Consider the following 1,227-nt stretch of genomic DNA (forward strand, 5'->3'; position numbering starts at 1 on the left):
GCCACCGATGCAGGCAGGGAGGGTGAACTGATATTCAGATGGATTTATGCACATCTAGGTTGCCGAAAGCCTTTCTACCGCCTTTGGATTTCCTCGCTCACGGACAAAGCTATCCGTGAGGGCATGGCAAATCTCAAGTCAGGGAACCATTACGACAGTCTCTATTATTCCGCCAAGGCAAGAAGCGAAGCCGACTGGCTCGTGGGAATCAATGCGAGCCGTGCCCTTTCCATTGCCCGCAGGAGGCTATTCGTTGGGACGGGTACAGACTCCAACCCTCGCTATGGTCTGCCGTCGGTACATAGAGAACCGTGATTTTTCTTCCGTGCCTTATTGGAAACTCTCCGCCCTGATGGAGAAAGAGGGCGTGTCGCTGAAAGCCATTGGCATTACCGACTATGAGAGTGAAGCATCGGCACAGACTGCCCTCGCTACGCTTCGCAGTCAGAGCCGGCTTAAAGTTGAATCGGTCGCAAGAAAGGTAACGCATACATCGCCACCACTCTTGTACGACCTTACTGCCTTGCAGAAGGAAGCCAACAGACGCCACGGCTTTTCAGCAGACAAGACCCTCTCAATTGCTCAGAGCCTCTATGAGAAGAAAATCACGACCTATCCCCGAACAGGCAGCCGATACATCAGCGAGGACGTCTTTGAGGAAGTACCCGCCCTGCTCCACAAGATAGGTAAGCCCCTATCCAATCCGCTTAACCGCCACTCGGTGGACAACGCTAAGATAACCGACCACCACGCTATTATCCCCACGGGAGAAACACCTTCCGGCTTATTGACGGATGAAGCAATCCTATATAATATGGTGGTAACCCGTTTTATCGAAGCCTTTTCGCCTGACTCCGAGGAAGAACGTATGCAGGTGCTGTTCACGGACGGCACCAACACCTTTACTTGGAAAGCATGCCGACAAATCTCCTTGGGCTGGAAAGCCGTGCAGAAAGAAGTCAAATCAGATGACGAGGAAGAGTTACTTGCCACATTGCCCAATTTAACAGAGGGTGAACTCCTACCACTTCTCAATGCCGAGATTACCGAACACAAGACCAAATCGAAACCGCTCTATACCGAAGCCACCCTGCTCTCCGCTATGGAGAACGCAGGCAAGGAAGTGGAGGATGCAGAAAGCAAGAAGGCAATGGCGGAATGCGGTATTGGCACACCTGCTACAAGAGCCAATATCATCGAAACGCTCATCCTCCGTGATTATATCCG

The 1,227-nt window shown here is 51.8% G+C and carries 1 pseudogene; it reads left to right on the top strand.

What is annotated here, in order from left to right:
- Positions 1-1,227 (top strand): annotated as a pseudogene (locus tag JCM12259_RS15630) (DNA topoisomerase); the annotation flags it as partial.

This window comes from Hoylesella enoeca JCM 12259 (assembly GCF_000613405.1).
In the GTDB taxonomy this organism is placed as follows: domain Bacteria; phylum Bacteroidota; class Bacteroidia; order Bacteroidales; family Bacteroidaceae; genus Prevotella; species Prevotella enoeca.